This is a genomic window from Emcibacter nanhaiensis, assembly GCF_006385175.1.
Lineage (GTDB): Bacteria > Pseudomonadota > Alphaproteobacteria > Sphingomonadales > Emcibacteraceae > Emcibacter > Emcibacter nanhaiensis.
This window is the reverse complement of sequence record NZ_VFIY01000014.1, coordinates 23,073-49,269: the sequence shown is the minus strand read 5'-3', so window position 1 is coordinate 49,269 and position 26,197 is coordinate 23,073. Positions and strand designations below refer to the sequence as shown.

General features: G+C 54.7%; 18 protein-coding genes. 8 read left to right on the top strand and 10 right to left on the bottom strand.

The annotated features are described in order from the left end of the window. Position 1: 1 nt before the first annotated feature. A complete protein-coding gene (locus FIV46_RS10855; RefSeq protein ID WP_139940952.1) occupies positions 2-1,480 on the bottom strand; it encodes a M81 family metallopeptidase in 1,479 nt (492 codons plus the stop codon). Between the two features lie 194 nt (positions 1,481-1,674). On the opposite strand from FIV46_RS10855, the gene FIV46_RS10850 reads away from it, so the two are divergent. After that, positions 1,675-2,499 (top strand): M55 family metallopeptidase, encoded by an 825-nt coding sequence (locus tag FIV46_RS10850; RefSeq protein ID WP_139940951.1) that lies wholly within the window; start codon positions 1,675-1,677, stop codon positions 2,497-2,499. A 28-nt stretch (positions 2,500-2,527) separates the two neighbouring features. Here the strand turns inward: FIV46_RS10850 and FIV46_RS10845 are convergent, their stop codons facing one another. Beyond that, on the bottom strand, positions 2,528-4,276 hold the full coding sequence (locus tag FIV46_RS10845) for a serine hydrolase domain-containing protein (protein ID WP_139940950.1): 1,749 nt from the start codon (positions 4,274-4,276) through the stop codon (positions 2,528-2,530). 346 nt (positions 4,277-4,622) lie between these two features. On the opposite strand from FIV46_RS10845, the gene FIV46_RS10840 reads away from it, so the two are divergent. From FIV46_RS10840 to FIV46_RS10810, 7 genes are all read left to right on the top strand, one after another. After that, a complete protein-coding gene (locus tag FIV46_RS10840; RefSeq protein ID WP_181163194.1) occupies positions 4,623-6,860 on the top strand; it encodes a TonB-dependent receptor in 2,238 nt (745 codons plus the stop codon). Between the two features lie 120 nt (positions 6,861-6,980). Further along, complete coding sequence (locus tag FIV46_RS10835) at positions 6,981-8,318, top strand: MFS transporter (RefSeq protein WP_139940948.1); 1,338 nt, start codon at positions 6,981-6,983, stop codon at positions 8,316-8,318. Between the two features lie 99 nt (positions 8,319-8,417). Next, the gene (locus FIV46_RS10830) at positions 8,418-9,434 is read left to right on the top strand and encodes an alpha/beta fold hydrolase (RefSeq protein WP_181163193.1); all 1,017 of its coding nucleotides are present in this window, start codon (positions 8,418-8,420) and stop codon (positions 9,432-9,434) included. Between the two features lie 3 nt (positions 9,435-9,437). Beyond that, on the top strand, positions 9,438-10,796 hold the full coding sequence (locus FIV46_RS10825; protein WP_139940946.1) for a serine hydrolase domain-containing protein: 1,359 nt from the start codon (positions 9,438-9,440) through the stop codon (positions 10,794-10,796). Positions 10,797-10,933: 137 nt separating this feature from the next. Further along, positions 10,934-12,148, top strand: a complete 1,215-nt coding sequence (locus FIV46_RS10820; RefSeq protein WP_139940945.1) for a CaiB/BaiF CoA transferase family protein — start codon at positions 10,934-10,936, stop codon at positions 12,146-12,148. 184 nt (positions 12,149-12,332) lie between these two features. Beyond that, positions 12,333-13,088, top strand: coding sequence for a GntR family transcriptional regulator (locus tag FIV46_RS10815; RefSeq protein ID WP_181163192.1), 756 nt, complete (start codon positions 12,333-12,335; stop codon positions 13,086-13,088). A 144-nt stretch (positions 13,089-13,232) separates the two neighbouring features. Continuing rightward, positions 13,233-14,399 carry a CaiB/BaiF CoA transferase family protein gene (locus FIV46_RS10810; RefSeq protein ID WP_139940943.1) on the top strand — a complete coding sequence of 389 codons (1,167 nt, stop codon included), beginning with the start codon at positions 13,233-13,235 and terminating at the stop codon, positions 14,397-14,399. Positions 14,400-14,404: 5 nt separating this feature from the next. Here the strand turns inward: FIV46_RS10810 and FIV46_RS10805 are convergent, their stop codons facing one another. The 8 genes from FIV46_RS10805 to FIV46_RS10770 form a co-directional block, all read right to left on the bottom strand. Beyond that, entirely contained in the window at positions 14,405-15,604 is a 1,200-nt protein-coding gene (locus FIV46_RS10805; RefSeq protein ID WP_139940942.1) for a C45 family peptidase, read from the bottom strand. A 23-nt stretch (positions 15,605-15,627) separates the two neighbouring features. Next, complete coding sequence (locus FIV46_RS10800) at positions 15,628-17,949, bottom strand: TonB-dependent receptor (protein ID WP_181163191.1); 2,322 nt, start codon at positions 17,947-17,949, stop codon at positions 15,628-15,630. Positions 17,950-18,081: 132 nt separating this feature from the next. Next, positions 18,082-19,455 (bottom strand): MFS transporter, encoded by a 1,374-nt coding sequence (locus FIV46_RS10795; protein ID WP_139940940.1) that lies wholly within the window; start codon positions 19,453-19,455, stop codon positions 18,082-18,084. Positions 19,456-19,469: 14 nt separating this feature from the next. Further along, positions 19,470-21,275, bottom strand: a complete 1,806-nt coding sequence (locus FIV46_RS10790; RefSeq protein WP_139940939.1) for an acyl-CoA dehydrogenase — start codon at positions 21,273-21,275, stop codon at positions 19,470-19,472. Positions 21,276-21,290: 15 nt separating this feature from the next. Further along, on the bottom strand, positions 21,291-22,850 hold the full coding sequence (locus FIV46_RS10785) for an AMP-binding protein (protein WP_139940938.1): 1,560 nt from the start codon (positions 22,848-22,850) through the stop codon (positions 21,291-21,293). A 6-nt stretch (positions 22,851-22,856) separates the two neighbouring features. Then, positions 22,857-23,873: an N-acetyl-D-Glu racemase DgcA gene (gene dgcA, locus FIV46_RS10780; protein ID WP_181163190.1), complete on the bottom strand. Its 1,017-nt coding sequence runs from the start codon at positions 23,871-23,873 to the stop codon at positions 22,857-22,859. Further along, positions 23,870-24,862: an N-acetyltransferase DgcN gene (gene dgcN, locus FIV46_RS10775; protein ID WP_139941175.1), complete on the bottom strand. Its 993-nt coding sequence runs from the start codon at positions 24,860-24,862 to the stop codon at positions 23,870-23,872. The genes dgcA and dgcN overlap by 4 nt, the downstream gene beginning before the upstream one ends. A gap of 250 nt (positions 24,863-25,112) precedes the next feature. Beyond that, entirely contained in the window at positions 25,113-26,114 is a 1,002-nt protein-coding gene (locus FIV46_RS10770) for an AraC family transcriptional regulator (RefSeq protein ID WP_139940936.1), read from the bottom strand. Positions 26,115-26,197: the final 83 nt, after the last annotated feature.

The following is a 26,197-nucleotide window of genomic DNA, read 5'->3' as shown; positions in this document are numbered from 1 at the left end:
TTCAGGTCCATGTTCTGCCAAAGGCGTCAAAGGGGAGCGGGTCCAGAGGCCAGATCGGCCTGGTCAGATTCCTGTAGTCCCTTGAACAGAAATCACCGGTTACTGTTCCCGTGCCATCGGCATAAATGATCTGTTCCGCCATATCGGAAAAGGTTTCCCGGAAATGCTGGCTGGATTTGACTACAAGTACCCTGTGGGCGGCAGGATCGATGCCGAGTTCCGTGAAACATTCCGGGGAGAAGGTCTGCTGGCGAATGCTGTTGAGAACAATTTTGATACCGGCCGTTTCAACGGCAACGGCGGGACCAAGCGCAACTCTGGCTCCCTGGGCATGCTGGCGGGCGGTTTTGTTGACGGCCAGGACCCGGACATCTGCATCGACGGGAGAGCCGGAGCCGGGACCGGCCTTTCCCCCGAAACGGAGGGGCAGGGAGGCGCCAACGCCGGCTTTGATGACGGTTTCCACAGCAACAGGGTCCCAGATCATGGCGATCGCGGCGTTCCCTATCCCGGCCGCCAGCAGGCCTGACAGGATTTCCGTTGAATCGCCTGCCGCGCCACCGCCGGGATTATCTGTGCAATCGGCGATGACAAGCGGGCCGCGGTTGACCTTGCCGGCCTGTTCCAGGGCCTCCTTGAGAGGTGTCAATTGAACTGAGAAAGCTTCTCTTTGATGCCAGAATTCTTTTGCGATATCCCCGGCCAGACGATCCGCTTGTTCCTGGTCGTCGTTGGTGACGACAACCACCCCGGCGTGGGTGTCGGGCCCGTCCCCTGCGGCGAAACAATGGGCAAGGGAAATCGCCAGAATATTGTCCCGGCCTTCCATATCTTTCAGCTTGTCGACAAACCCCCGCATGGGCTGTTCGCTCGGCCTGAACAGGCCGAGCATCGGGATCGGCGCATAGGCCGTTGCCGGCCGGCATTTTCCGGCGGCCATCCGTTCCAGAATGTCCATGACCTGATCGGCCCGGATGCGGAAATCGGTGTGCGGATATTCGAGACACGCGAGCAGAATATCCGCGTCTTCAAGACTTTGGGCGCCGATATTGCAGTGAAGGTCGAATTCGACCCCGATGGGGATATCCGGACCGACTATTTTCCGTACCCGCGAAATGAGATCACTTTCGCAGTCCGGAAATTTTTCCGCCATTTGCGCACCGTGCAGAAACAGAAAGACGGCATCCACGGGCAGCGCCTGTTCAAGGTTTTGAATGATCTCGTCACGCAGGGTTTCATAGACTCCGCCGCCAAGGGGCATGCTGGGTTCTGCGTTGGCAATCAGGCCGACAATCGGTTCGTGGCCTCTCGTCGTCATCAGGTCGACCAGATCGACTTCAGCCAGAACCGTCCCCAGATGATGGCTCCCTTCCCCGGTTGAAGGGCGGTAGAGTACATCTTCCGCAAAATTCCGCAGGGAGGTTGGAATAGGCGAGAAGCTGTTGGATTCATGAATCATGGTGGCACAAAAGACCTTCATCCGCTGGGGGCTCCGTTTGGGTATGTCCTGGCGTAACTCTAGTAGAATACGCAATCTGTTTATCGGGTATAGATATAACAGCAAAAAAAGTATGAATCTATACTATTATACATTTTAGCTTCTGTTTCTGATTACAGAATGGTAGGAATATATATAACAGTATAGACAAGCTCGTGATTTCAGGAGACGGAAGAATGCGAATTTATATTTCGGCTGATATGGAAGGTATAGCTGGCGTTACTGCTATAAACCATCTGATACCGGGAGAATTTGAATATGACCGTGCTCGTGAATGGATGACGGGGGAAGTCAGGGCGGCTTGCGAGGCGGCTCTTGCTGCAGGCGCCGAAGAGGTTGTGGTGAGTGATTCCCACGGCAATGGGCAAAGCCTTCTGGTTGAAAAGCTGCCGCAGGAGAAAGTCACTCTTGTGCGGTCTTGGCCGAGACCGATGTTCATGATGCAGGGAATTGAAGACGGTCATTTCGACGGCGCGATGTTTATCGGCTATCATCTCGGGTCACGTCAGTATCCTGGTGCAATCGCCCATACGGTGGCTGGGGATGTCATCGAGATCCGCATTAACGGGAAGGTCATGTCAGAGACCATGATCTGTGCGGAAACAGCGGCCTGTTATGGGGTGCCGGTTGTTATGGTTTCCGGCGACGCGGGATATGTCGCACATGCCCAAAAGGTGCTGGGGGATGTCGAGTGTGCCGCGGTAAAAGAGTCTTATACCGGCCGTTCGGTCAAAACATTGTTACCTGCCGCGGCAGAGAAGCTCGTTGCGGAAAAGGTTGCGGCGGCGCTGGCGCGGATCAATGATTTTCACAGCCCCGACCCCACGGGTCCCTATGAGGTGGAGTTCTTTGTTTCGAATCTTCTGAAGGTGGATTGGCTCGAATTTCTTCCGGGATTCGAGCGTGTTGATTCACACACTGTCAGGGCGAGTGCGGAAAATGCGGTGGCGTTAAACAAACTAATCGGGTTTGTCGGATTTTATCAGCCCAGGGCCGTGTAGTTTCAGAGAGGAAAAGGGGTGACGCCTTTCAGGGCGTCACTTTTTCAAGAAGCATGTTCTGGATGCGATCCATACTGGCCCGCGCGGCTATGACCTGGCCTTTGCCGTCTCTTTCGAATCTGAGAGAAACCCTGAGTTGGGGATTCACGAAATAATCTTTCCCGGCATAGGAAACTCCAATACCTTCCTGGCCTGCAATCCAGGTGGTCAGGCTGTTTTCCTTGACTTTTATGGTCAGGAAGCTTTCGGTTTCAGGTAAATAGTAGCGGCCTGCGTATTCCGCCAGCTTTTCCGGACTTGCCGCATCGGTTTCGATTTTTTCGCCGTCGGTCAGGACGCCGGCATTGCGCAGCGTGGCTTTGCTATACCGGCCGCTGTCAAAACCGGAAAATTCCACCCCTGCATCGGCTTCCGTAATAAAGAAGCTGGTTGTGCTCGCCGGATAGAGTTTCAGAGCCGTCGGCCCAACCTGCAGGTTAATGCCGTCTTCGCGTTCCGTGATATGGAGAAAATTTCCGTCATTCAGAAGATACTGTCCGGAATATTGCTGCGGAACGATTTTTACATTCGCCGCATCGTCGGGTGTCATGCCGGTGGCCGGTGCTGTTTGGGCAGCTTCGGTTGACTGGGGGGCAGCCTGTTGAGGCAGGAACAGGTCCGCGATTTTCTGGGCGATGGTTTCCGCCGGGAATTCGGCGGTATTTCCCAGAATTGCTATCCCCAGTTTCTGGTCAGGGAAAACCATCAGACTGGACCGGAAACCGGCGTCGGTGCCGCCGTGGCGTATTGTTGGTACGCCATGGTAGGAGCCAAGATTGAGGCCGTAGCCATAATCCAGAGCCGAACCGTCATTGAGCTTTGTTTTCCGGATCATGCGATCTCGCAATGCGGTGCCACCGTAGGTGCCGGTGATCAGGTTGTCCATCCATTTTGCCAAGTCGTCAACAGTGGTCAGAAGGCCGGTGGACCCCACCATCGAGAAGTTCATCGGGTATTTACTGTAGCTGTTTCCGTCCTTTGCGGTACCGGCGGGCTGATAGGAATAGGCCCGGCCCGGGACGACTTCGCTGTAGTCGTCATTAAAGTGGCTATGTGTCATCCCCAGAGGGGTGAAAATCTCGTCGCTGGTCCACCGGCGAAAACTTTTGCCTCCGACACGGGCGACAATCTGCGCCAGAAGGGTGTAGCCGGCGTTGGTATACATGAAACGGCTGCCGGGCTCGAAGTTCAGATCCTGCTGCAAGGAAATCAGCCGCATTACATGCTGGTCAGTTGATACATCGGAGGGATTGCGCCCTTGCAGGGCAAACAGGGAGGTGACATCCCGAAGGCCGCTTGTGTGATGTATCATTTGCTCGACTGTTACCGGCCAGGGGAATTCAGGGACTTCCGGGATATAGTATTGAACCGGTTTTCCGACGTCCACTTTCCCGCGATATTCCAAGAGGCCAATAGCGAAGGCGGTGAACTGTTTGGACAGGGAAGCCGAGTGGAAAATGGTTTCCGGGGTGACAGGCACGCCGTATTCCAGATTCGCCAGGCCGTATCCTTTGCGGTGAATGACCTTGCCGTGGTGAATTACAATCACCGCGGCACCGGGCGTAGCGGCTGTACTCCAGGGGGCGAAGAATTCATCTATTTGTTTGGTGTGCTGCGACATTTCAGCCATAGCTCCGGTGTAGAAAATTATCGAGAATATGAAACCCAGTATCAGGCTGAGGCCGGAAAATCTTGTGGCCTTGTGCAGGTCGGCCGTGACCGGAAGAAAAGGTTTCATATTTCAATGCCTCGCTTTTTTGAGTTTAGGCCGGCTAAAAATTGCCGCGGGTGTTCCGAAAACTTATACCAGATGATTTGGTATGAAGCTATACCATTGAAAATATTGGAAGTTTCTCAGGTATGTTGCGATGTTTTTTCAGCTCTTGCAATAAATAAAGTATGATTATATACTTACATACAATAACTAACAAGAGCATCATAAAAATAAATTTACACCAGCAAGCTGATCATCCTCCCTGTCGAAAGTTCAGTGAGTAATTTGTCCGATCAGTGCATACAACAGGAGAGTTTCTATGAGCTACAATTCAATGCCTCGCGTGAGCAAGGGGGGAATATATAATAAAATGCGGTCAACAGCCCTCGGGTCGACCTTGTCGATGCTGGCGCTCGTCGGCACGGCTTATGGTGCAGACGGGGATGTTGAGAATGAAGAGGAATTCGCGTTTGACGAAATTGTGGTGACGGCGAACCGCAGGTCCCAGAGGCTCCTCGAGGTGCCGCAAAGTATCTCGGCGTTGACTGGAACTCACCTGGAAGAGCTCGGGGCGGATAACTTCTCTGATTATGCCAGATTTGTGCCGGGTCTGGATTTTGTTGAATTTTCGCCGGGACAGACCCGCATGACCATTCGCGGCGTTTCAGGCGAGGTCGGTGTTTCCACGGTCAGTTATTATATTGACGAGATTTCTATCACCGCAATGGATCAGGGGGCCCAGCCTGATTTCAAGATGTTTGACATTGAGCGTGTGGAGGTCCTGCGGGGCCCGCAGGGCACCTTGTATGGGGAAGGATCGATGGGGGGCACGATCAGGGTTATCACCAAAAAGCCCAATACGACGGAATTTGAAGGGGCGGTGGATGCTACCTTCGGCATGATCAAAGACGGGGGAGAGGACTACTCCGTCAGCGGCATGCTGAATGTACCGGTTGTCGAGGACAAGCTGGCGATCCGTGCGGTTGGCCTTTATCGCGATTCCGGTGGATGGATTGACAATATTCTTCCGGGGGCCGAGCAGGAAGACACCAATTCGGCTGAAACCTATGCGGCGCGCGTCTCCGCCCGTTTTCAGGCGACAGATGATCTGACGATTACGGCTATGGGCATTTTCAACCGCCTGGATACGGACAATAACAATGTGGTGAACGACGGTGAGGACGTAGCCCTGGCCGCGCTGAATCCGCGTTCGGATGACTATGATCTTTACAGTCTGACCATTGACTATGATTTTGGCGGCTTCACCTTGACATCGGCATCCTCCTATACGCAGCGTGATACAGCGATCCGCTATACCGATGCGCCGGGGACGCTTGCCTTTTTTGATACGTTCTTTGTCCCGATTACCGGCGGTGAATATAGTTTCACCCAGTCGCTGGTGTATATCGCCACGGATAGCGAGGCTTTCACCCAGGAAGTGCGACTGGTGTCGGACAATGATTCCCGTTTGACCTGGACGCTAGGCGGGTTTTACCGGGACTACGAAATCCAGAATTCCGCCTACCGGGTCTCAACTCCGGACTTTACCTTCGGCGCCGGCAACCTTCTCGGCGAAACCCCGGGTGAGCTGGTGCCGGGAGGAGTTTTCACCAGCGCGACAACAACGAAACTGGAAAATATCGCCATTTTCGGAGAGGCCTCCTACGAGATCACGGACAAACTGGATGTGACCGTAGGGCTGCGCTGGTTCCAGGAAAAACAGGATATCGTGGATTCCACAAGCGGCGCACTGGTATATACGCCAGCGTCCGGGTTCACACTGCCTTATGTGCTGGACAACAACAAGATTGATGATTTTACGCCCAAGGCCACTCTGTCCTATACGGCCAGCGAGAACGCGATGATGTTCTTTACGGTCGCGCGTGGGTATCGGTCAGGCGGCGCTAACCTGTTGGCGGATGTTCTGCCCAATGCCCAGAACCGCTACAAGAACGACAGCACCATAAACTATGAGGTGGGGGGCAAGTTTACCCTGGCGGACGGTCGCCTCACCGTTATTGCAGCGGCTTATTATATCGACTGGAAGGATTTGCAGATCTCCGATTTTGACGCAAATTTCGGGGTCGGCTATATTAGTAACGCCGGTTCGGCCCATTCAGCGGGGCTGGAACTGGAGATCGTGGCGCAGCCTACAGACCGTCTTACCCTGACTTTTGCCGGCAATATCAGCGAGGCAGAGCTGGATGAGGATATTCCGGGCGCCAATTTCTCCACCGAGGGGACAATCATCGAAAGCGGGTCGCGTTTGCCCAATGTGCCGAAGTATAAATTCGGCGGCACAGCCCAGTATGTTTATCCGATCAATGACGAACTGAATATGGTGTTCCACGGCGACGTCAGTTTTGTCGGGGAAAGTTTCAGCCGTCTTGAGGCCGGCGTGAACGAAGGCATTGGATTTGGCGATTCTGTTCAGCCTTCCTACGCTGTCGGCAATGTAAGTGTGGCCGTAGCGGCGGAGAACTGGACGGCGACCCTGTTTGTGGAAAATGTCTGGGATGAGTTCGCCGCCCTCGGGGACGACAATTTTGGCGGTTTCCACCGGAACAAACCCAGGACCGTCGGAATCAACCTGAAATATGATTTCTAGGGCTCTGCAGGATTGCAGGATATAATTTCGGGAAAATCGCATGGGAGTCATGCCGTGCGGTTTTCCTTTTTTTGACACCGACCGGAGTTTCCGCTCTGTCTGTCTGTGAAAGGCCGTCACGTGAAAGAAAGAAGCCAAGTGAATACAGGACGTCTTCTGGCCTATGCCCTGCCGGTTATTCCGTTATCCATGATGATGGGGCCGATCGGCGCGATTTTGCCTGCTTTCTATGCCAAGCATACAGCCATAAGCCTCGCTTCGATCGGAACGGCATTGTTCCTGATACGCCTTTTCGACGCCGTTACCGATCAACTTGTCGGGTATTTGTCGGATGTTACAGAGTCTCCTTTCGGGCGCAGGAAGCCCTGGCTGGCTGGTGGAGTTCTGGTGTCCGCACTTTCCGTCTATTTTCTTTATGCGCCACCACCGACAGCGGGATTCGGGTATTTTTTTACCTCCATATTTTTCCTTTATCTGGGCTGGACCCTGATTGCCGTGCCTCATCTGGCATGGGGCAGCGAGCTTTCCCGCGATTACAGGCAACGCACGCGGATCTCGTCGTTCCATGCGTTTCTGGGACCCCTTGGCTTCGCCCTGATCATGGCCGTGCCCTTGTTGCCGGTTTTCGAGAATTCCGAGATGACTCCGGACGCCATCTTTCTGATGGGGGTGATCGTGATGATTTCTCTTCCTCTCTTCATTGTTCCCTGTCTTGTGTTCGCGCCGCAAACGGAAGTTACGGCAGCGGGAAATCCCTCCGTCAGGGACCTGTTTAACGCGGTCCGCGGCAACAGGCCGTTCTGGCTGTTTGTGGCTGTCCTGCTGCTTATTGGTTCCGCGCTGGGGATGCTGGCGACCTGCATTGTGTTGTATATGGATTCCTTTCTCGGAATTGGCGATAAAATCTCGCATGTCATGATTGTGAATATGGGGGCGTTGCTGGCCTCTGTTCCCTTGTGGGTCCAGGTGGTCTACCGTCTTGGGAAACACGGGGCTCTGGCCCTTAGCTGCGGGTTGAATATCATTGTGATCCCTGTTGTGTTGCTGATTCCGCCCGGGCAGGATTCTTTTGTGCCTTTTACGGTGTGGATGGCGGCGGTGGCGATGGCAGGCGGGGCGACGACCGTCGTGCCGATGTCCATTCTGGGTGATGTCATTGATTATGATACCCTGAAGTCGGGCGCCAATCGGGCAGGAAACTATTTCGCCCTGATGGGATTCGTGCAGAAGGCCGCTGCGGCAATCGGCGGCGGCGTAGCCTTTTATATGCTGTCTTTTTTCTCTTTTGACGCCAAGTCTGCCAGCCAGACGGAGATGGCTGTTTTCGGGTTGAAGTTCTCTATGGTGGGGCTGCCTGTGCTGATCACGGTTATTGCCGTTATACTGGTGTTGAAGTTTCCCCTGGATGCGCGCCGGCACGACATTATACGCCGTCGGCTGGATCAACGGAAAGCATAGATGTTTTTGGGTTATCGTTTATTGAGCAGTAATGTTCTTGGCATAGTCATTGCCTGTCCTGTGGTCGGGGCAGGGCTGTTGCTTTTTCAGGCGGATATGATGAATGCAGGAATGGCTGTGCTGCTGCCGGGCCTGCTGATGTTGGTGGGGGCACTGTTCCATTTGTACAGGGTCTGGAGATTTCACAGATGCTACCCGGCGCCCGGCAAATATGCCGATGTGAATGGTTTTCGGGCGCACTATCTGGTCGAGGGGGATCGGGCATCCCGGCCGACAGTGGTCTGGATTCCGGGAAGTCATGATCCTGGAATTGAGATGCTGGATCTGCACAACGCCCTGTCCGGCTGGAACCGTTCATTTATATTTGACCGTTTTGGTAGCGGCTGGAGCGATACCGGGTCGGGCCCCCGGAGTTTGTCCAATGAGGCGGCGGAGCTATCCGCGATACTGGAGCAGGCCGGCGAAACCGCTCCGGTTATTCTGGCCGGTCACTCCCTGGGCGGCATGCTGGCGACCAGTTTTGCCAGGATGTATCCTGAAAAGGTTGCGGGATTGTTGTTGCTGGATGCCGGGACGGCGGATAATTTCGCTTATGTTTCCGGTTTGCGGGGACCGGGAAATATTCCGGGTGACAGTCTCTGGTTGTCAGTTATGGCGGCTTTCGGCCTGTTGTGGATGCGGTTGCCGGCGAAAGATCCCGGTAAGTATGATCGGAGCGAACTTGGTCAAATGCGTCTCGGTCTTATGGCGCAGCCCAAGTCCCATACAGGCTGGGTCTATGCCCTGAACGCCATCTTTGATGATCCGCTGGGACTTGTGCGGGAAGCCGGCTCCCTGGGGAATGTGCCGTTATATGCGCTTGTGCCGGATGGTCAGGGCATGAGTGACCGGCATCGTCTCAAGCAGGCCTTGCCGGATTTTTCCGATCTCCAGATCGCAAACCTCGCCGCGCTGCAGGAGCAGAGGGGGGAAGTAAATGCGGCGCTCTCCACACAGGGCAGGATCAAAGTGGGGCCCCCGGGAACCACTCACGATCTGCACCGGGAGGAGCCCGGCTTTATACTGGATGAGCTGCGGCATTTGCTTGAGCAGGTAACCGGGGAAACGGACGGGTAGATCATGTCTGGAAATGATATTTTTTACAATCTTCAAGAGCTTCTCGGGACAGCCCGGCAGGCAACCGATGTTCCGGGCGCAGTTGCCGCTGTCTACCACAAAGGGGAAATTTATCAGGCCGCCGCCGGCGTCGTGAATTTCAGAACCGGTGTTGCTGTGACGCAGGACAGCGTTTTCCAAATCGGCTCCGTTACAAAATCTTTGACCGCGACCCTGGTCATGATGCTTGTGGAGGAAGGGAAGCTGGACCTGGAAGCGCCTGTTACGAAATATCTGGATCATTTCAACCTGGCGCAGAAGGAAAAGACTGCTTTGATTACCCTGCGTCATCTCCTGTCGCATACCTCGGGCATAGACGGTGACCTGATTGCGGATACGGGACGGGGGGAGGATTGCCTTGAAAAATTCATCAGACTGCTTGACGGTGTCAACCTCCTGCACGAACCCGGCGAGTTCTTCTCTTACTGCAATGTGGGATATATCATTCTTGGCCGGATTATTGAACTTGTGGAAGGGGCGCCCTTTGACAAGGTGTTGAAAGAACGTCTTCTCGTTCCTCTGGGGCTGGATCATGCGGTGATGTTTGCCGAAGAGGCCCTGTTTTTCAATACCGCGATCGGGCATGTAATGGGACCACGCGGTCTGGATCATGCGGAAACGGCCTTTGCCCCGAGATCCAATGCGCCTTCCGGCACCGTATTGGGCATGTCAGCGCGGGACCTTTTGATGTTCGCCCGGTTCCACATGAACAAAGGCGTGACGGCCAAGGGGAAGAGGCTTGTACAGGAAAAAACGATTGCGGAAATGCAAAAACCGCAGGTCCGGATACCGCTTTCCGGCAGATATACCTCCTGGGGGCTGGGGTGGATGCAATATTATTGGGACGGTGCGGATATGACCGGACATGATGGCGGCTGGATGGGAATGAGCGCGTATCTGCGATTTTCCCCGCGCCATGATTTCGCCGCTGTTCTGCTGGCCAACGGGCCTGGCGCCCTGCAACTCTATCGAGCCGTGATGGAGCCGTTTTTGCTCGCCGGCGCCGGTTTCCGGGCTCCCGCACTGCCTGCCGCACCCGATCAGAAGAATTTTGATCTTTCCCGCTACTGCGGTCGCTATGTCCGGCATGGCCAGAGCATAGACATTACCTTACAGGGAAGCCGACTGAAGGCCTGCCTGGGGGGAGAATATATGGACGGAGCGACCATGGAATTCGATGTCAATTTGATAGAACACAATAGGGCGAGCTGTTCGTTTGACGGAATTCCCATGCCGGTTTCCGGGTATTTTCCAGGCTTTTCCGGCAAAGGTCGTCCCGCATATTTTCATGTCACCGAACGTGCATTCCGTCGACGGGACTAGGGGGCGGAGCAACAATAATATGATTTTATTGTACACTTCTTAAAATTGTATGTTAGTATTAAAACATACTATATTATGTCTGACAGACTGCAACCACTGTTGTTTGCTGTTCGGCCATATAGGGTGATATTGCTGGTATGAAGACTGAATCTGGGAACAATCCTTTGCCGCTATCCGGCATTCGCATTATTGATCTGGGCACATTTATTGCCGCCCCTTTTGCCGCCACGATACTTGGAGAATTCGGGGCGGAAGTCATAAAGGTGGAAAAACCCGGTGCGGGCGACCCCCTGCGCAAATTCGGTACGCCGTCGGATTCAAGTGATTCATTGTGCTGGTACAGTGAGGCGCGCAATAAAAAGTCCGTCACGCTTGATCTGTCCCGTGAAAAGGGCGCTGCACTCTTCCGCAAACTTGTTCGCAGGGCGGATGTGGTATGCGAAAATTTCCGCCCGGGAACGCTGGAGAAATGGGGGCTGGGGTTTGATCGGCTTGTCCGGGAAAATCCGGAGCTCGTCATGCTCAGAATATCAGGTTTTGGCCAGACGGGTCCGCTTCGCCATAAAGCAGGGTTTGCCCGGATTGCTCATGCTTTTGGCGGCCTGGCTCATCTGACAGGCCTGCCCGGAGGAGCGCCGCTGACACCCGGGTCCACCTCTCTTGCCGACTATATTTCAGGACTATATGGCGCGGTCGGGATCTTGCTGGCTTTGCAGGCCAGAGACAAGGTCGGCGGCCAGTTTATCGATCTGGCTCTTTATGAATCAATTTTTCGGGTTCTGGATGATATCGCGCCCAGTTACGCCAAATCCGGTATTGTCCGGGGCCGAATGGGAACGGGAACAAGCAATGCGTCTCCTCACGGGCATTTCAAATGCAGTGACGGCCAGTGGATTGCTCTGGCCTGTTCAAGCGACAAGATTTTTCAAAGGTTTGCGGAAATGGTTGGAAAACCTGAACTCGCCGGGCTGGACCGGTTCGGGAGCGTTCGACAACGTCTGGCCAGCGCGGACCATATCAACAATATTGTCGATGAATGGTTGTCCGGTAGGACCGCTGACGAAGCGGTTGAGGCCTGTGACAGGGCCGGGGTGCCCTGTGCGGCAATCCAGACCATCGCCGATATTTTTGTCAATGAGCAGTTTGAAGAACGAGAGAACCTCAGGACGGTCGTCACGGAAAGCAATGAGCGCTGCGTGATGCCAAATGTTATCCCCAGATTGTCGAAAACGCCCGGTCGGATAGAAAATCCGGGCCCTGTACTCGGCGGGGCCAACGAAATGGTTTACGGCGGTCTTCTTGGATTGTCGGAAAAAGAAATGAAAGTTTTGGAAGAAGAAGGAGTTATCTAGAGAATGATGTAGTTTTTCAATTTGAAAAGGTATAGGCACATACTTTCATGCCACTTGCAATGAGCGAGGAAATAGATCAATATCTCAACTTCATATCCGGGCGTTGGCAGGAATGCCGGTCCTGGATGGCCCGGAAAATAAAGTCACTTCATGGCTAACCAGAAGGACAGCTAAGACAAGGCAGATGAGTAAACAAAACACGAATGCCAGGACAGTTCCTTTTTACCGTCAAGTAGCAGATACGATCAAGGCGCGGATCATTGACGGTCAATATGCCGTGGGGGAATGTATTCCGGCCTCCAGCAAGCTGGAGAAAGTTTTCAATGTCAGTAATATCACGATGCGCAAGTCTCTGGCTTTGCTCAAGGAAGAGGGCTGGGTTACGACGCAGCGGGGCAAGGGGACCGTTGTTATTCGGGCCACGGAAGACGATGTTATCGACATCAAGCAGTCAGGACATTTTACAGACTGGTTGAACTGGGCCTCCGGTAAAACGCAGAATGTTGACCAGACTGTATTGAGCATCGAGGATGACAGGGGATCTGTTCATGTACGCCGCCTGCTGAATATTTCTGAAGATGACAATTTGTGGTGTATGAGAAGGTTACGGTCTAAAAACGGCGAACCGATCTCCTATCATGTGAGTTATGGCAGACCGGATTCAAAACAACTCATCGTCAAGGATGATTTTGAGGGGACGGGCAGTTTCATCGAGATGCTTCAGCGGAAGTTTCCCCGGAAAATCATTCGTATCGAGCAGCATGTGGAAGCAGCGGTGGCTGACATAGATATCGCGCGGATGCTGCATATTGAGTTTGGAGATCCTATTTTCTTCATGGAACATCTTTATGTTGATGAAAATGAGGATGTGATCGCCGTGACCCATCTGTTTATGCGGGCCGACCGGTATCGCTACAGCACCTCCATCGATCTTGAATAATCTGTTCCGAGATATCGAGCCTTTTCTTTCAAATTTGATTGAAGCCTTTTTCTGAATAATGTCGTCCGTGAAAACGGACGCCCTGTTCGGCATGTCCCGAAAGGAACCTGCTGTTGTCGTCAAACAATAACGGAAGATTTACCGATGTCTGCACTTTCTTCATTGAAAATACTTGATTTCTCGACTTTGCTGCCGGGACCGTTCGGCACCCTGATGCTGGCGGACCTGGGGGCGGGGATATTGCGTGTTGAAGCGCCTGACAGGCCTGAGTTAAGCCGGGAAGTCGGTGCAAAGGACGGCAATGCCTCTTATTTGCATCGTTACCTGAACCGGTCAAAGAAATCCATTGCCCTAGATTTGAAAAAGCCGGAAGCCGTTGAGATTGTCAAGAGGCTGATCATGGATTACGATATTCTGGTGGAACAATACCGTCCCGGTGTGATGGCAAAGCTCGGGCTTGACTATGATACGCTCGGCGAGGTCAACCCCCGACTGATCTATTGCTCCCTGACCGGATACGGTCAGACTGGTCCCTACCGGAACAGGGCCGGGCACGACAACAATTATCTTTCTATCGCCGGCATACAGGATCACAGCCGAAGGAAGGGCCAGGCGCCGGTTCCGGCAGGTGTGCAGATTGCGGATGTCGCCGGCGGCTCACTGCATCTTGTGGCGGGACTGCTTGCTGCCGTTGTGCAGCGAACAGAGACGGGCCTGGGACAGCATGTGGATGTCAGTATGACAGATGCAGCCTTTACCCTGAATGCCATTCCAGCCGCGGATTTTCTGGGGGCCGGCATTGACACCGGACCGGAACGGGGCTTGTTGAACGGTGGCGGGTTCTACGACTATTACGAAACTGCCGACGGACGTTATTTCTCGGTCGGCGGCCTTGAACCGAAGTTCAGGGAAACCCTGTGTACGGCTCTGGGAAGGCCGGAATTGCTCGAACTTGCTTTTTCCGAGGACGAAGATGCACAGCGCCGCTTCAAAGAAGAGATCGCGCAAGCCATCAAGAGCAGGAGCTACGAAGCGTGCCTGATGCTGTTCAGGGAGGTGGACGCCTGTGTCGAGCCGGTGTTGACCCTGGGGGAAGCCTGCGGGCATGAACAGTTCAGAAGTCGCGATATGATTGTGGAGGTTGACGGCATCCGGCAGATTGGGTGCGCCATTAAAATGTCGGGCAGCGAACCGGTCTACGCTTTTAAGGGCGGTGAAGTTGGCCAGAACACCGAACAGCTGATCCGGGAACTGGACTTTACCGAAGACCAGATGAACAGGTTTCGCGCCTCGGGAGTCTTCGGTAAATAAAGAAGTTACAGATTGAAGGACAGAATATCGGAACGGCGGATATCGCCTTCATTTTCCTCAAGATAGAAATCGATCTCCAGGGCCCGCTTGCCCGGAGCATAGAGGCAGAACCACAAAGTGCGCCCGGGAAAATCCGTGGTGATATATTGGCCCTGTCCGGGAAGTTCCCGCGCCTGGACACACCGGTTGATCTCTCTTATTTTCTCTGCGGTCAAGGGGCTAGGGGCCATGGAAATTTCTTTTTGCAGGCGATCCAGGCGGGTCACGGAGTTTTCCATTATTTCCGGGGGAGTGCGGACTTTATGCTCATGTAGCAGGTGATTGGTCACGGCAAGAGGAGCCCGGCCGTCGCAGGGGATGACATGCCCATGATTGCAGATGGCGGAATATTCCCATACAAAAGCGTTGCCCGAGGCGTCGGCGATCAGATAGTGGCAGGGACCGCTCATATAGTAGTGGGGCATGGTTCTGAGCGCATATATGGCGTCGTCCACAGTGGCGCAGGTTTCGAGCAGAAAGCGGCAGACCTGGCCTTCGCTCAGTCCGACACCATTGCGTCCCAATGGCTCAAAAATGTCGCTTGCCGCAGTTTCGTTGTCATTCAGAAGGGCCACGGTGAGCCCTTCCGAGTTAATGCCGTCCGTGCAGCCGCCGAGCAAATCATAGGCGCACATGAAGAGCATGGAATGGCCGGTGTCGGGATGCAGCTCGAACAGGAACGGGCGGGACAGGTAAGGCAGTCCCGCATCGCCATACGCCGTATGCGCCTGTCCATATTCTGAATCCGGGAGGCACAGGGGAAGGTCGGCATACCCTCCTGTAGTGAAATCAAAATTCCGGGCGAACAGGCCTTGTCCTGTTGCCGTGACCGTTCCCGGATAATAAACGCATGAACATCCGGGGATGCCCGACTGGTAGACAAGAAAGGAAAAGTCAAGATCGTCGTCTTCGAGATCTTCGCCCAGCGCTTCTGCGACGCCTTGCATGCGGGCATAGTGTTCGGGCCAGTGTGTTTTCAGGAACTGCCGCTGTATGCGGGTCGCCGTGGGGTCGGTCCAGGGGACCTTCCGCACACCCAGTTCATCCCGGGCCAGTTTCGCCAGATAAGCACCGATATCAACCTGAGATCCACGCAGGGTAATTTTCCGCACTTCGAGAAACTTGTCGGGACCGCCGGCAATCACCTCGTCTTTGACATCCAACATTGAACTCTTCCTTTCTTCGTTCCCTAGAAGGCGTATCGCGCGGTCAGACCATAGGTGCGTGGAATGCCGACGGAGTGGTAGGCGGCGCCAATGGGAGAGGCGGCGTTGTTGTCTACATCAAACAGGGCGGTCACATATTTCTTGTTGGTGATGTTCTTGGCCCAGAACTGGACGGTCAGGTTCTCCGATGCGGTCTTGTAGATCAGGGCGGCGTCAAACAACGTATAGGCAGGCTGGACATTCGGGACGCCTGTCCTGACCGTGGTCAGGGGCGTATCGTCACGATGTTCAACATTTCCCGATATTGTCAGGGTTCCTGAATTTCCCAGTTCCAGGGTATAGGTGAGGCCGCCGGAAATGGTGAAATTGGGGACATTCTCGACAGGGTCGCCTACAGCTCCTCCCAGATCCGCCAACCTGTCACTGACCGATGTGAATTTGGCATCGACTATGCCGAGGCTGGCTCTGGCCTGCAATTCCGGCGTGACTTGAAAGATCGTTTCAAGTTCGACACCTTTGATCTCGATGTCTCCGGCCGTATCGACCTGGAAGAAAGGAATAACGGAACCATCCGGAACGTCGGAAAAGATATTCTGCACGTTCTTCCAGGTCATCAGATAGCCCGCAAGATTGACTTGCATCCGGCCTTTCAGGAAAGTGGACTTGCTGCCGATTTCATAGTTCCACAGGGTTTCCTCTCCGAAGGCGGCATCGCTATTGGAGGTGAAACCGTCGTTGAATCCTCCGGATTTGAAGCCCCGGGCGGCTTTGCCGTAGACCATGGCTGTGTCCGAAAGATCATAGTCGAAGCCAAAGGCCGGTGTGAAGGATTCAAAGGACTTGTGATCTTCAAAGGCGGGGATTTCCGGCAAGCCAAAGAAAATATTTCCCGATGTACTGGTCTGCTCATAGGCAAAGTCCTTGTCTTCAGCTGTATATCTGAGACCGATATTGACGTTCAACCTGTCGGTCATGTGATAAACGGCATTGGCATATCCGGCATATGAGTTCAGCGTGGTTGTTCCTGTGGAACGCGTCTCTCCGAAAGGCGGCGTGAGCGCGCCGAAGAATTGCAGGGCGGCGAGCGTATCAGGCGCTTCAAGCAGGCCAATGGAAAACAGGTAGTCAAGCGTTGGCTGGTCAACACCAATGGCGGCCGGCGGCAGCAAGGTGCTGAGCAGACGGTCTTCGACCAGGGTTTCATTATTCAGAATTGAGGCGAACTCGTTGGCAGTCTTCTGATAATAATAGTTGAAGCCGACAATCCAGTCGATCTTGCCACCGGGGTCGGAGGTAAGCCGGAGCTCCTGGAAGAAACTGTCCATGTCCTCGGGCGTTTCCCGGACGGTAACGGCAATTTCGGTATTGTCGGCGTCATAACTCTGGAAATAGTCATGGGTGCGGTAGGCGGAAATGGATTTAAAGCTGACGCCTTCAAAGCCGATATTGATCGTTGCCGAGGTGCCGAATTCTTCCAGGGTTTCCTGGCCTTCAAAATCCTGGCTGATATTGCGGTCAAAGGGGTCGTCATCCACTTCCGCGGGCCCGGTCGGGGCAAACAGCGTTCCCGGTACGGTGTTGAAACCGGCAATGTCATAGGTGCGGGTGGACTGATCGACCTCGCGGTAGTCGGCCGAAAGGATAATCTCGACAGTGTCTCGCGGGGTGATAAGAAGTTTTCCCCGGATGCCCCAGTTGCCTTCGTCGTTGACGTCATTGCCGGTAAAGCGGTTGGTGACATAGCCGTCCCGGTCCGTGAAAGACGCTGAAAGACTGCCTGACAGTTTGCCATCGACCAGAGGTCCGCTGAGGCCCGCGCGCAGCCGCACCAGATTATAATTTCCATAGGTGGCCTCGGCATAGCCCTCCCTGCTTTCTCCGGGAACCGGGGTCACCACATTCATCAGTCCGCTCAGGGCGTTGCGGCCGAACAAGGTGCCCTGCGGTCCTCTGAGGACTTCTATGCGTTCGATGTCATACAGGGCGAAATTCTGCCCGACAGTGGTGCCCATATAAACCTCATCCACATAGGTCGCCATGGGGGTGTCTATCCCGGCCTGGGCGGCGCCAGGGCTGAATACGCCGCGAATGGACGGGGCCGTATTCTTGAGAGTGCCGTCGGACAGGAAGGAGAGGTTCGGTGTGGCTTTGGCCATGTCTGTCAGGTTGACGATACTGCGGTCAAGCAGGTCTTCGCTGGAAAAGGCCGTGATGGAAATGGGGACGTCCTGGATGTTTTCCTGACGTTTCTGGGCCGTCACAACGATTTCAGGCAAAATAAAATCTTCGTCTTCCCGGGCCTGAACCTGAACCGGGAGAGCGAGCGTACTGGCTGTTGTCAGCAACAGGGCCCCTTTTACTGTGAACCTGATGAATTTTTCTCCAAAAAGCTGCTTTGGGTGCTCTGCGGGGTACATGATATTTATCCTCCTTTAGTTTTGAGGCAAATGCCTGTTGAGCGCCTCTTTTCTCTTTATTCAGTTGTATGCTTGGGTAGTCTCGGTCTTCAGTCTGGAAACCCTTTGCTCCAGCCGTCGTCTGATAATGTCCTGTTTCCGGCTGGTCATGGGGTAACGCAGCAATGCAATGCCTCCCAGCGCAAATAAAACCGCCGGGAGAATGGAGAAGCTGAAAGCCAGGCCAAAGATGGCGGACGCGTCATTGTCTACACCCATCCGGTATCCGAAGAGGCCGACCAGCATCAGGGCCAGGCCGGTCCCCCCCGCATATGCGGCTTTCGTAACGATCAGCGAGGCCGAGAAAATGTTCCCGGCCTTATTGGCGCCGGAACGTAGCGTGTCGTAGTCCACAATGTCGCTGAGAAGAATAGGGGACACCGTGAAATGGCCGGCCAGTACACAGGCCCCGAGAACGCTGATGCCGAGCACGGGGATCAGGGATTCCATTCCGGGACTGATAAACCAGATCATCGGCGAGACCGGTACGGAGACAAGCAGGGCCCACAGCCAGACCCGGGCTTTGCCGTATCTGTTCACCAGTTTCATCCATACCGGCATGGCGAGAAAAACGGCGACCCCGTTGGTAATGGCGATGAAGGGAAAACCCTGTCCCATCTTCATATAGTCGACAAAGAACAAAAACATGACGCCGTAATACATTCCGATTCCAAGGCCGGTGAATGTCATGACGGCGAAATAGCGCCATAGCAGGCGGTTGCTTCTGATGGTCTTCCAGACCGAAGTGAGGGACGCCTTTTTCGAGGCGACCGGCTTGCCTTTGGGAACAACCAGCAGCATCAGGCCAAAGCTGAAAGGCAGCGCGATGACGGTCAGTAGGGCCAGGTCGCCCATCACATCGAGCGAGAGCGCCGTCGAGCCGTAACGTTTGAACAAAAGGATCGGCAGCACGGCATAGGTGATGCTGCCGATGTAGGTTAGCATCCCTCTGATCGTGAAGATCCGTGCCCGTTCCTTCGGGTTCCGGGTCAATTCCACTCCCCACGCCCCGCCCGGAATCAGGATCATGGTGCTGCCGAGGGTATAGAAAAAGGCCCAGGTGAGAAAATAGAGAGCGTCGCTCTCGGCCGTGGGGTGAAACAGGAACCAGATGGCTGGAATGAGTGTGACTGCGCCTGCGGCGATCCAGGGCTTGCGTCCTCCCCAGCGGGTTTTGGTATTGTCCGACAGATAGCCGATAAGGGGGTCGGTAAAGGCGTCGAGCATGCGCGCTACCATCAGGATCAGTCCTATCTGGGCAAGGGTAACGGCGGTATGTTGAGCATAGAGGGTCGGCAGAACCACCATGGCGGCGGTGACCGTTGTCGCGATAAAGAACGAGGGTGAGCAGTAACCGATCACCGTCAGTTTGCCGAGTTTGCCGCTCTCTTGCATGTCGTTTCCTCTCTTTATGTGCCCAGATAGGCCTCTTCGGTCATCTTGAGGAGGCTGTCGTCAAGCCTGGCCAGAATGGTTAGTTCGCTGAGAACGACAGGCAGTTTGTAGGTGAAGAAGAAATGGCAGGCCGAGATCTTTCCGGTGTAGAAGTTGAAGTCCGAACCTGTATCTTCCTGAGGTTTCTCCCGAAGTTTTCTATTGGCAACCTGCGCCTGCTTCAGCCACATCCAGGCAATGACGATATTGCCCATGGCGTCCAGATAGGGCGTGGCGTTGGACAGGGATAAATTGAGGTTCCCGCATCCGGTCAGTGCCAATGTGGTTTCAACCAGCTTTTGTATGGCGTCGGTCAGGTCTGCGGCATGTCCCTGGAGGTCGGGCGTGGCGGCGGCTTTCCGGATGTCGATGCGAATTTCTTCAATCAGCAGTTTGAATGCGGTGCCTTCCAGCATCCGGACCTTGCGACCCAGAAGATCCAGACCGTGGATGCCGTGAGTGCCTTCATGTATGGCGTTGAGCCGGTTGTCCCGGTACAGGCGTTCCACCGGGTATTCCCGGGTATACCCGTATCCGCCCAGTACCTGAATGGCATGCTTGTTGGCTTCAAGGCAGAATTCGGACGGCCATGATTTGACGATCGGTGTGAGAATATCAAGCAGCAAGCCAAGCCGCCTGCGTTCATCCTCATCTGATGCAACCGCCTGATCGTCCAGCAGGCGGGCGCAATACAGCGCCAGGGCGAGCCCGCCCTCTGCATAAACTTTCTGCCACATGAGAAGACGACGGATGTCGGCGTGCTCAATGATCATGACCTGCGGCGAATTCGGGTCTTTATCCTGCGGATGCCTTCCCTGCGGCCTGTTGCGGGCATAGTCAAGAGAATAGATATAGCCGGCATATCCCAGGGAAACGGCGGCCAGTCCCACGCCGATACGCATTTCATTCATCATGTGAAACATGCAGGCAAGGCCGTGGTTTTCTTCTCCCACCAGGTACCCTCGACAATCACCGCTTTCGCCGAAATTCAACAGGCAGTTGACGGTTCCCCGGCTTCCCATTTTGTGGTTCAGGCCGGCAAGGGCGATATTGTTGCTTTCCCCGACGGAGCTGTCCGGACCGACCCGGTATTTGGGGACGATGAACAGGGAAATACCCCGTGTGCCGGACGGCGCCCCGTCTATTCTGGCAATGACAAAGTGGATGATATTTTCCGAAAGTTCATGGTCCCCCGCCGATATCCACATTTTGCTTCCCTCTATCAGATAGTCGCCGTCTGCAGTTTTGGTCGCCTTGGTGCGGATATCGGACAGGGACGAGCCGGCATGGGGTTCCGACAAGCACATGGTGCCGAAATAGCGTCCGGAGAGCATCGGCTCCAGAAAGGTTTGTTTCTGGCTGTCACTGCCGTGAGTGATGAGAAGGTTGGTTGCCGCTCTGGTGAGGCCGGCGTAGCCGGACAGGGATATATTCGCTGCCGCAAAGATGGAACTGACGGCAAAGGAGATGATTCCCGGCAGCTGCATGCCGCCGTCCGCGAGATCAAAGCCCGCACCGAGGAAACCGGCTCCAATATAGTCCTCAAGGGCTTCCCTGACGCCTTCAGGCAGAACAACCTTGCCGTCCCTGAATTCGGGCTCATTGGCGTCCATGGTTGCGGCAAGCGGCGCAAACCTGTCTGCCGCCAGTGTGTACGCCGTATCCAGAACGGCATCAAAGGCATTCCGGTCATAGTCGACAAATCTGCCGGTTTCGCACAGTTCTTCGCACTGTAACAGTTCATACAGTATAAATTCCAGGTCACGGCGATTTATGGTCATGGCGTTTTTTCCATCCTAGATATTTCGGGTTCTGTCCTGCCAGTAAGGCGCCCTGAGCTTGCTTTTGAAAATTTTCCCGCTTTCCTGCCGGGGCAGTTCGTCTTCAACGACAACGGTTGCCGGCGCTTTCATCCGGCCAAGCCTGGTTCTGACAAAGTCGGTAACCTGGTCAGGAGTGACTTTTGCCGAAGGGATAAGGGTGATATGGCTGCAGACAACTTCACCCAGGTCGTCATCGGGAATGCCGAATACTGCGCAGTCCTCAATTCCGGGCATGTCCAGAATTGCAGCTTCGACTTCTGCGCTGTAGATATTGACGCCGCCGGAATTGATGATGTCCTTGCGGCGGTCACACAGATAAAGAAAACCTTCTTCATCCAGGTAGCCGATGTCGCCGACCCAGACGAAATCGCCCTGACTGATTTCCCTGCGGTCCTGTGATTTGCCGTGATAGTCGAAGTCGCCGAAAGCGTTGGTACGGATATAGATTTTCCCAGTGATGCCGGCGTCCTGCTGCTGGCCGTTATCATCAAATATGCGTATGTCCACGCCTTCGATTGCGCGCCCGACGGAGCCGGGCTTGCGGCTGGCGTCTTTGCTGGTCTGCACCGTTATGCCGCCTGTTTCCGTGCTGCCGTAATATTCATTTATGACAGGGCCCCACCAGTCGATCATGAGTTCTTTCACCCCGGGCGGGCAGGGAGCGGCACCGTGGGCGACCCAGACCAGTGACGACAGGTCGTATTTCATCCGGATTTCTTTTGCAAGGCGGAGGAGCCGGATAAACATCGTCGGCACCATATGCAGATGGGTGACGGCATGTTTCTCAATGAGCTGAAGCAGTTCGGTTTCATTAAACCGGGGTTGCAGGACAATGGTGGCGTTAAGCCTGGCGGCCAGAAGGCCATATCCGTTGGGGCCGGAATGATACATTGGCCCCGTTATTACCGTTGTTGCCGGCTGGTCCGGCTGAAAGCCGTACATGGCGCAGGCCATTGCCATCGCCCGGGGCATTTGCTCCTTGGTCAGGGGAGGGCGCCTGACGCCTTTGGGCCTTCCTGTGGTGCCCGATGTATAGATCATGCTGCCGCCGGAAGTCTGCGGGTGGTCCTGAAGGGGAGGGAAGTTTTCAAGCCATTGATCCCAGAGGAAAGCCTGTTCGGAACTCTTGGCAATAGCGTCCGGAATCCGGAAGGCCTGCTTGATAGCTTCCGGCGTGTCGACCAGAAGCAGGTCTAAGCCGGGAAGGGATGGCTGTTCCAGTCTGTTGTAGAGGTCCGTATGAGCCACAAGTATTCTGGCGCCGGAATCGCGAAGGATATAGTCCACCTCGTCTGCGGAGGCATGCCAGTTGATCGGAACAACTAGGGCGCCCAGTAAATTGGCGGCGAAGCTTGCTTCGAACAGGGAAAAATCATTTCGTAACAGGAGGGCGATTACATCGCCTGTTCCCATGCCGAGTTGTTTCAGCCCCTGTGCGGCGCGGGTGGCATTGTGGTTGATTTCGGACAATGTGCGAACTGTTTCGCCCAGAATTATTTTACCGATATGGGGTTGGGTATCTATATGCGTCATGTCCAATCACCTTGCCTTGTATCCGGAGGCAACGCCGCCCCAGAGTCGTGGGTCAAGGGCGCTCATTTCACCGTTGTTGAGGGACAGGCCATACTTGCAGTCGTGGCGTAGCAGGGCCGGGGAGTCGAGATCCACATATGAGGCGAACTGTGCGATCAACATGGCCGGGGCGATGGAAAGCGATGTTCCGAGCATGCATCCGACCATGACCTGGAAACCGTCCCGGCTGGCGCGGTTGTAGAGGTTCATGGCTTCGGTCAGGCCGCCGGCCTTGTCGAGTTTGATATTGATGACATCGTACAGTCCGGCAAGTTTTCCAAGATCGGCTGACGTGTGACAGCTTTCGTCTGCACCGATCGGCACGTCAAGATCAAGCCCTTTAAGGGCTGAGTCCTGCCCCGCTGGCAGAGGCTGTTCAATCAGGACGATGTTCAATTCTCTGGCCCGGGCGGCAACAGCCTCCAGAATGTCGATTGTCCAGCTTTCATTGGCGTCAATCAGCAATCCGCAGCCGGGCGCCTTGCCATGCACGGCTTCCAGGCGGGCTATCACATCTTCTGCGTCAAGCTTGATTTTGAGAACGGGAAAACCGGCGAGTTGCGCTGCGGCTTGCCCCATTTGCTTAGGGGATCCAATGCTGACGGTCTGAACGGAGGTGATATTCTGCGGCCAGGCTACCCCCATAAGGTCGCTGACTGCGCGCTTTTCAAGCTTGGCTCTGAGGTCCCAGAGTGCGCAATCAACGGCATTGCGCGCCGCGCCGGGGGGCATTTTATCCAGGAGGACCTCAGGCTGCAGTCCTTTTTTCAGCAACGGGCTGATTTCGCGTATCTGATTAACGACCGACAGGACAGTTTCACCGTAAAGGCCGGTCGGGACGCCCTCACCGCGTCCAATACAGCCTGCTTGCCGGATTTCAACAACCACAACACGGGTTTCCGTGCAGGTGCCATGGGCAATGACAAAGGGGTCTTTCAGCTCCCATGTTTCGCTCAGGACGGCGATGTTTCTGCTCTTGTTCATAACCGGTCCACACATTCCCCTACTCCGTCGATCAGGGGATCAAAACAGGGCACATCGAATTTTTCGCCGAGTTCCATGCAAAGCCTGCGGTAATCCTGTTCCGGGATCAGACGGGAGTTCAGGGAGATTCCGCCCAGCCTTACACCGGGATTGGTCAGGCGGGCCGCCCGCAAGTTGCTGTCGATACATTCCCCGATACCCGGCAGGGGACAATGATCGAGATCCTTGACGGTCTCGCGGCCGGGCTGGTGGCACATAATGAGGACATCCGGCTGGGCGCCATGAAGAAGGCCAAGGCTTACGCCGGAGAAGGCGGGATTGAATAGTGATCCCTGACCTTCAATCACATCCCAATGATCAGGATCGTTGTCGGGGGAAAGCTTTTCCACTGCGCCTGCGATAAAGTCTGCGACAACCGCATCAATGGCGACCCCGCTGCCGGCAATAAGAATTCCTGTTTGTCCGGTTGCCCGGAAATCGACCCGATAGTTCCGGTTTCTCATTTCGCGTTCAATGGAAAGCGCCGTGTACATTTTGCCGACGGCGCAATCCGTGCCGACGGTCAGCAGGCGCTTGCCGCTTCTTTTTCTGCCGGTGCCGGTTTCGAAATCAGTATCGCTGTGACGCACATCGTGCAGGAGTCTGCCGCACTTGTCAGCGGTGTCGCGGACGATAGGAATGTCCGAGAGGCGCTGATGGAGGCCGTTGGCAACATCAAGGCCGGCGTCGAGAGCTTCGAGAATATAGGGAATCCAGTCCTCGGAAATTATGCCGCCGTTGTTGGCAAGCCCCAGGACAAAGGTTTTAGCGCCACGATTGGCGGCTTCACGGGTGGAAAGCTCTTCAAGTTCAAGGGTTTGTCCGCCAGGCATGGAAAGCTGGCCGAGGCAGTTTTCCGGACGCCAGTGGGCAATCCCTCTTGATGTTTTGATATTCAAGGGGTCCGGATCCGCGCCCAGGAACAAGAGGTAGGGGGATTTGATGTGTATGTCGGCTGCGGCCATTGCTGCGTTTCCTGTTGAACGATTGGGGCGAAAACGGTCTTCCTTGGACTGTTCCCCCTTCCCTCGCGTTTATTTGTCAATATAGTATGTTTGTATACAACGTATATCAATAGAAAATCGGGCGCAAGAATAAACTTTCGCGCCACGCGGAATTGTGCGCAGGGTCCTGCGGCTGTCACGGACGGTCGTGACAGCGGCGAAATTGTCAGTGAAGGGGGTTGGGGATGGGGGCGGCCTACAGCCCTTTCCGGTAGCTGTAGGGTGTTGTGCCGGTCCAGCCTTTGAAGGCCCGGATAAAGCTGCTGGCTTCAGAAAAGCCGGCGCGAAAAGCAATATCTTCAATGGAAAGATTGTGTTTGCCCAGGTAATAGAGCGCGACATCCCGGCGCAAGTGGATTTTGATTTCCTTGTAACTCGTCCCTTCTTTCGCCAGACGTCGCCGTAATGTCTGCGGATGGGTGTTCAGGATGGTGGCGACATCGTCCATTTCAATCGCCTCGGTCAGGTTCTTTCGAATAATTTCCCGCACTCGCGGCGTCCATCCGATTTTGTCATATTCCTTGACCAGCATGATCAGGAGCGGGTGCCGCAGAAAGCGCGACAGGGCCGTGTCGTTCTGAAGAATGGGCTTTGCCAGGAAATCTATATGAAATGTGAGCTCTGTATGGGGGTGATTGAATGTCACCGGGGCGTTGAAAAACAGCGGGCGATATTCCTGTGCGTGCCCGGGGGAGGGATAGGCAAGACTGACATTCTTCAGGGGAATATGCTCCTGGATCAGCCAGCTTGTATAGCGATGCATGCAGGTCAGCAGAAGTTCATGGGCGTAGGGGTCTATCTCCTCTGTGTCGTCCCATTGGACAAGGCGGAAGCTGGCCAGGTCTTTACTGATCTCCAGTGTCGGTTTCAGGCCCCACTCAAAAAGGCCAAGGAAACGACAGTACCGGGACAGCGCATGTCCGAGCGTGCTGCATGAGATGGTGTGCTGGCACAGGGTTTTCCAGGTCCCTACAGGCTGACGCCTGGGCAGGTATCCAAGCATTTCATCCTCCATGGCCAGCATGGTTGACGCTTGCAGGCCGGTGAAGCATTCTGCGGATACCCGAGCCTTTTCTTCCTTCAAAAGCAAGGGCGAGATATGATTTTTCCGTAACAGCGCCGCGATGTCTATGTCCCGGTTTCGGGCATGCTTCAGCACAGTGTGAACCGACTCGACGGGAATGGAAATATTGTACATGCCTGTTCTTTGTGTTTGTGTTTTAAGGGCGCTCGGGAGTGTAATCCAATGTCAATTATATTTGTAGGGTGCCGTCATTGTCC